Source organism: Methylobacterium sp. WL9 (assembly GCF_008040035.1).
Classification (GTDB): domain Bacteria; phylum Pseudomonadota; class Alphaproteobacteria; order Rhizobiales; family Beijerinckiaceae; genus Methylobacterium; species Methylobacterium thuringiense.
In genome coordinates this window covers 1-6,430 of record NZ_VRVE01000132.1, presented here as the reverse complement: position 1 = coordinate 6,430, position 6,430 = coordinate 1, and the positions used below count along the sequence as shown (strand labels likewise).

The window sequence follows — 6,430 nt, the reverse complement described above, 5'->3', positions numbered from 1 at the left end:
AAAGCAGGCCGCCCGACAGTCGCCGGACACTTCCCGCAGATTGTTCAGAAGATGCGAAGGCCACCGAGCTGCTTCCGCGGCCGGCGCCGATGAACAGGGATATACGGAGACAGACCGGAGACGTCAATCGGAAAATGCACTGCAGCACGAGAACGTACGCCCCGGGGGCGTCGCACCATGCCGTGTCACCCTGTGCGAGCGCGCGGTGTCAGTAGCCCTTCTTCGCCTTGGCCAATGCCCGGCTCAGACCCTGCGCCACCAGCTCACGCTCCGGGGGAGATGCATCGCGCGCCACTGCGACATGCTCATGACGGGAGACCAAGGTCAGGGTCCGCAGGCCGAATTCCTCGTCCTCGACACGAGTCAGCTTGGTCCAGAGCGGGTTGAAGCGCCATTCGCGGCGCTCGCCGCGATGGCTGACCCGGGCCAGCACCACTTGGATCTGCGAGATCGCCACCTCTTCGAACGAGCGCCCGCGCCGAAAACTCACCTTCAGCGCCGCGTAGAGCGCCAGCATGTCGAGGCCGAAGAAGCCGGCGATCGGCCAGAAGCCCATGCGCAGGCAGGCAATCGAGGTGACGAGGGAAACGGCGCAACAGAAGGCCATGACCATCCGAAAGCCGTCCCGGCTCAGGGATTGGTGCGGACGGATGACCGTCTCGTAGAGAGGGCGGTCGATCGTATCGGGATCGAGCCCGTCGGGATGGGCCTGGAGGTTGCCGCTCGCCATGAGGTCAATATAACGCCCGCATGCCCGCCAGGAAGCCGCCGCCCGTGACAAAACCAGCCGGCGGCGAAAAGGCCGCGATCGGGCGTCCAGCCAAGGGGAAGGCCGAGGGGAAGGCGGGAGCCCGGCTGGCCAAGCCCCTCGTCGCCGCGATCGACACGACCCCCGAGCCCGTCGACGCCGCGACCCTGGCCACGATCTTTTCGCGGCTGCGCGACGCCAACCCCGAGCCACGGGCCGAACTCCACTACCTGAACGCCTACACGCTGCTCGTGGCCGTGGTGCTTTCGGCCCAGGCGACGGACAAGGGCGTGAACATCGCGACCACGCCGCTCTTCGCCATCGCCGACACGCCTCAGAAGATGCTCGACCTCGGCAAGGAGCGGGTACGCCACGCCATCCGCACCATCGGACTGTTCAATACCAAGGCGAAGAACGTCATCGCGCTCTCGCGCATCCTGGTGGAGCGGCACGATGGAGAGGTGCCGCGCACCGCCGAGGCGCTGGAGGTGCTTCCGGGCGTGGGCGCCAAGACCGCGAGCGTGGTGCTCAACGTGGCCTTCGGCGTGCCGCGCATCGCCGTCGACACCCACATCTTCCGGGTCGCGAACCGGATTCCCCTCGTCGTCGCCGCGACGACGGACAAGGTGCAGGCGGGGTTGGAGGCCATCGTGCCCGAGCCTTTCCTGCTCAACGCCCATCACTGGCTGATCCTGTTCGGGCGCTACATCTGCAAGGCGCGCCGGCCCGAATGCCCGCGTTGCCCGATCGCGGATCTGTGCCGGTATCCCTCGAAGACCGTGGAGCCGCTGGCGGCGGCCTCCTGAACGGAGCGGTCCCTCACGCCGGCCGAGGGCGATCGCCGCGCGACGGCAGCTTCGCATGCATGCCGCTGCACCGGCTAACGCGTTGTGCTGCCAATGCGCATCGGGTAGTTTGGCACACGGCCGTGGAAGACTATCGCCGATGACGTCTTTCGCTGCTCGACCCCGCTCCGGGTCGCCGCGCCGCGGATCCCGCATCAGGTGCCAGTCCCGCAAGGAGCCACGGCCCATGGACTTCCTCAAACCACGGTACACGCCCATGAATCGCCGCCGTCGCATCTACGAGGGCAAGGCGAAGGTCCTCTATGAGGGTCCCGAGCCCGGCACGCTGATCCAGCATTTCAAGGACGACGCGACGGCCTTCAATGCCAAGAAGCATGAGGTCATCGACGGCAAGGGCGTGCTCAACAACCGGATCTCCGAGTTCCTGTTTCAGCACCTCAACGACATCGGCGTGCCGACGCACTTCATCCGTCGGCTGAACATGCGCGAGCAGCTCATCCGCGAGGTCGAGATCATTCCGCTCGAGGTGGTGGTGCGCAACGTCGCCGCCGGCTCGCTGGCGACGCGGCTGGGGCTCGAGGAGGGCACGCAGCTGCCGCGCTCGATCATCGAGTTCTACTACAAGAACGACGCGCTCAACGATCCGATGGTCTCGGAAGAGCACATCACGGCGTTCGGCTGGGCCACGCCCCAGGAGATCGACGACATCATGGCGCTGGCCATCCGCGTCAACGACTTCCTGTCCGGCCTCTTCCTCGGCGTCGGCATCCGCCTCGTCGACTTCAAGATGGAGACCGGCCGCCTCTGGGAAGGCGACCTGATGCGCATCGTCGTCGCCGACGAGATCTCCCCCGATTCCTGCCGGCTCTGGGACATCAAGTCCGCGGACAAGCTCGACAAAGACCGCTTCCGCAAGGATCTCGGCGGCCTGATCGAAGCCTACACGGAAGTCGCCAAGCGCCTCGGCATCATGTCCGAGAACGAGAAGGTGCAGACCGGCGGGCCGCGTCTGGTCCAGTAGGCGCTCTAGCGGGGCTCGGCCGGCTCCAGGCCGGTCCAGCCCCTGCGCAGCCGCGCATGGGTCGACAGGTTCGGGTCGAAGCCCAGGTGATAATGGGGGTCCTGCGCGAGCAGCGGCCCCCATCGTTTTTTCAGGTTCGCCACTTCTCGACGATGGCGCGCTTCCGCCTCCGATGAGCGGATCCGGCTCGCCGCCTCGCGGTGGTGCAGCACGGCGGAGGGCACCAGCAGGGTGCGGTAGCCGGCTTTGTTCAGCCGAAGGCACAGATCGACGTCGTTGAAGTCGACGGCAAAGTGCTCCGCGTCGAAGCCGTCGACCGCCCGGAATTTTTCGGCCTCTACCACGAGGCAGGCCGCGGTCACGGCGGAGACCCGGTGCGTCACCGTCAGCGCACCGAGATAGCCCGGCGCATCCCCCGCAAAATGCCGGTGGCCGTGGGTGACGAGGCCGCCGGTGCCGAGCACCACGCCGCCGTGCTGGATGCGGCCTTCCCCGTCAAGCAGCTTGGCCCCGACAGCGCCGACATCCGGCCGCAGCGCCTCGCGTACCATCCGCTCTAGCCAATCCGGCTGAAACGCCTCGACGTCGTTGTTGACGAAGGCGAGCAGGCGGCCCTGCGCCGCCTCGGCCGCGCGGTTGTTCATGCCGGCGAAGTCGAACGGGCCGGGACAGGGGACGATTCGGGCGATGCCGCGGGCTTCGCAATCGCGAAAATAGGCCAGTGTGTCGAGCTCGCGGCTGCCGTTGTCGCAGATCAGGATCTCCTTGGCCGGCCAATCGGTGCGGGCGACGAGGCTGGCGATGCAGGGCCGAAGCAGGTCGAGGCGGTCGCGGGTCGGGACGATCAGGCTGACGAGCGGGCGGGGCTCGGGAAGCGGGCGCGTGACGGCGAGGATGCCGTCGTCGACCGCGATGCGGGTACCGCTCTCCCCGCGCCGGTCGAGGTCGGCGCGGACGGCCGCGAGGCGGGCGTCGGGGCTCGGCCCGTGGCTCCGGGGGAGCGGCGCGATCGAGAGCAGGCGCGGGAGATGGCGAACGGCGCCGCCCTCGGCCTCGATGTGCAGGAGCAAGGCAAGGGCTTCGGCCCCCGGCACGAGGCTTCGTTCGATGCCGGCGAGGCGCGCCGCTCGCACCGCGACGACCGGACCGGCGGCGTCGAGACTCCGAAAGAAGTCGGGATCGAAGGCCGGGCGGAGAATCGGCAGGAGTCTGCCGTCGTCACCTTCGACGAGGGCGTCGCCATAGAGCGCCTGAAGCCCCTCATTCTCCGAGAAGGCCTTTGCGATGGCCGCGGCGGCGCCGGCGAGGAGGGTGTGGCCGGGGGCGAGGAGCACGACGATCGCGGCATGGCCGCTCGCCGGGCCGGACGGTGCATCAGCCGTTGTGACGGCGATGTCGTGCGCGGCAAGGGCTGCGGCCGGTTCCAGCCCGGGTCCCCAGCCGGATGGCAGCCACAGCCGATGATCGATGCCGGCGAGTGCGGCGAATTTCTGTCGCGCGCGCAGGCGCTTGCCCGTGAGGCGCGCCCAAGCGATCGCGCGCGCGTCGCGCGGGTGCCGCATGAGCGCCGCGAGGATCGCCGAGAGGTGTCGCTTCTGGGCGAAGGCGAAGCGCAGGGCGGTTGGGTCCGTATCGGGTGACGGCGTCTTGCGATCGGTCATCGGCGGGCGGGCCCCGGCCCTGCCGACAACACACCTCCCTCCCCGTCATTGCGAGGAGGAGAAGCCATACTGGTCCGTCGCTCCGCCGGTGCGGGTCGGGCCTTGGATGGCGTCGCTGCGCTCGCAACGACGGGTGTCTTCGGCGCGACGCCATACTCCCAAAACATCACTCCAGGTCCTCGCCGAAGGTCGTGAGGGAGAGGGCCGGGTGGTAGAACGGGTCGTGGCGGATGACGTCGCGCCAGCGGGCGGCGAAGGTGTCGGCCTCGCGCTCGAAGCGGCGGCGCTCCTCGCCCTTCGGCCGGCCGCGGCTGACCGATTCGAGGTGGGAGAGCGTGGCCTGCGGCGTCCAGATCGTCTTGAGGCCGAGAGCACCGAGGCGCAGGCAGAAATCGACGTCGTTGAAGTCGATGGCGAAGGTGGTTTCGTCGAAGCCGCCAGCCGCGTCGAATTTTCGGCGCTCCACGGCGAGGCACGCCGCCGTCACCGCCGAGACCTCGTGCGCGACGCGCAACCGGCCGAGATGGCCGGGGGTGTCGCCGGGGCGTCGCCGCAGGATGTGGCCGGCGCGGCCGCCGAGACCGGCGACGACGCCGGCATGCTGGAGCGTGCCGTCCTCGTAGAGCAGCTTGGCCCCGACCGCCCCGACCTCCGGCCGCACGGCCTGGGCGACGAGGGCCGAGAGCCAGCCCGGCTTGAGCACGGCGATGTCGTTGTTGAGGAGCACCAGCACCTGCCCGTGCGAGGCCCGAACGCCGGCATTGGTCATCGCCGAGAAATTGAAGGGGTGCGGATAGGGCACGATGCGCACGCGGGAATCGGCGCGCAGGGTTTCGTAGAACCGCAACACGGCGGGGTCCGTCGAGCCGTTGTCGATGATGACGAGTTCGATGGACGGATAGTCGGTCCTCCGCAGCACGCCCTCGGTCACCCGGCCGATCAGGTCGAGCCTGTCGCGCGAGGGGATGACGATGCTCGCGAGCGGCGCCGGCTGCGGCACCGGCCAGTGCAGATCGAGGATGCCGCCTCGGATCTCGGCACGGGCGGCTGAGCCGGCTCCGATGAGATGGCCGTCGAGGGCTTGCGCCCGTGCGGCGGTATCGTCGGGCCTCGGCGCGGTGGTGCAGAGGATGCGCGGGACGTGGGCGACGGTTCGTGCAGCCGACGTCGCGGCGAGGCCGAACGCCAGCCCGTCCGGCGGCCCGACCGGAGTGTCGCCGAGACACGCGATCAGGGCTCGTGAGAATAGCACCGGCCGGCCGGTATAGCCGGTGACGCGGGCGAGGTCGGGGCTCCAGTCGGGCTTGAGCCTGGGCTGGAGCGAGGCGCCGGCCACCTCCTCGTCGGCATAGACGCAATCCGGCGCGTCGGGGCCGGCGAGACGGCGCGCCAGGATCGACAGCGCATCCGGCCACAGCCGGTCGCCGGGGCGGAGGAGGCCGAGGGCGTCGGCCCCGGCGAGAAGCCCGGCCGCGGGGGCGGCGGCGTCCCAGGCGGATTCGGCGATGCGCGGGTCGCCGTGCTCGACCGGCTCGTGCGGATCGTCGCCGATCCAGGCGATGGTGAGCGACCAGGCGCGGTGATGCTGCGCGATCAAGCTCGCCAGCGTCCGGCCGACGGCGGCGGCTTCGGAGCGGCGCGCCGACAGGATCAGCCGGATCGCAGACCCGGCACCAAGTTCGGTGCCGTGCTCGGTCGGAGCGGGGGCGCGCAGGCGCTCGGTTCGCCAGCCGGGATAGCGGGCGAGCGGACTGACCGCGCAGGCCCCGCGCAGGATGTCGCGATAGCGTCGCGCGTCGCCGCGGAACCGGTTGTAGAGCGCCGGCACGACCCGGATCGGGCGCTTCTGAAGGCATTCGGCGAGCACGCTGGCATGGCCGCGCAGGCCCACCCGCTCCAGAACGAAGCCCGGCCCTGCCGCGAGCCGGATCTCGTCCAGGTCCGCCGGAAGCAGGCCGAGCCAGGAGGCAGAGCCCAGCGCCACGCCCGGCAGAACGACATCCTGCGTCTCTCCGCCCGCGCGCACGAGGCGGAGCATCGGCCGGAGCGGCGGGGCCAGCGGATCCATGCGGTAGGTCAGCACGATCCAGCGATCGCGCAGCCGCCCGGCCGGCAGCAGGCGGCGCTCGAACAGCGGATCGCCGATGGGTTCGAGCGTGAAGGCGGCGGCACGGCCGTGCCAGCGGCCGGGCGC

At 69.8% G+C, this 6,430-nt stretch carries 5 protein-coding genes; 2 read left to right on the top strand and 3 right to left on the bottom strand.

Going from position 1 to position 6,430, the window contains the following annotated elements:
* Nucleotides 1–208: 208 nt before the first annotated feature.
* The gene (locus FV217_RS21460) at nt 209–730 is read right to left on the bottom strand and encodes a DUF2244 domain-containing protein (protein ID WP_147820526.1); all 522 of its coding nucleotides are present in this window, start codon (nt 728–730) and stop codon (nt 209–211) included.
* 20 nt (nt 731–750) lie between these two features.
* Between FV217_RS21460 and nth the strand changes: the two genes are divergently transcribed.
* Both nth and purC read left to right on the top strand, forming a co-directional pair.
* On the top strand, nt 751–1,554 hold the full coding sequence (gene nth / locus FV217_RS21455) for an endonuclease III (RefSeq protein ID WP_147820524.1): 804 nt from the start codon (nt 751–753) through the stop codon (nt 1,552–1,554).
* Between the two features lie 226 nt (nt 1,555–1,780).
* Complete coding sequence (gene purC / locus FV217_RS21450; protein WP_147820522.1) at nt 1,781–2,575, top strand: phosphoribosylaminoimidazolesuccinocarboxamide synthase; 795 nt, start codon at nt 1,781–1,783, stop codon at nt 2,573–2,575.
* Nucleotides 2,576–2,580: 5 nt separating this feature from the next.
* On the opposite strand, the gene FV217_RS21445 is transcribed toward purC, so the two are convergent.
* Together FV217_RS21445 and FV217_RS21440 are read right to left on the bottom strand one after the other, a co-directional pair.
* Complete coding sequence (locus FV217_RS21445; RefSeq protein WP_147820520.1) at nt 2,581–4,236, bottom strand: glycosyltransferase family 2 protein; 1,656 nt, start codon at nt 4,234–4,236, stop codon at nt 2,581–2,583.
* Nucleotides 4,237–4,402: 166 nt separating this feature from the next.
* Nucleotides 4,403–6,430 (bottom strand): glycosyltransferase (locus FV217_RS21440; protein ID WP_246683097.1); only part of this gene is annotated, 2,028 nt, incomplete at its 5' end.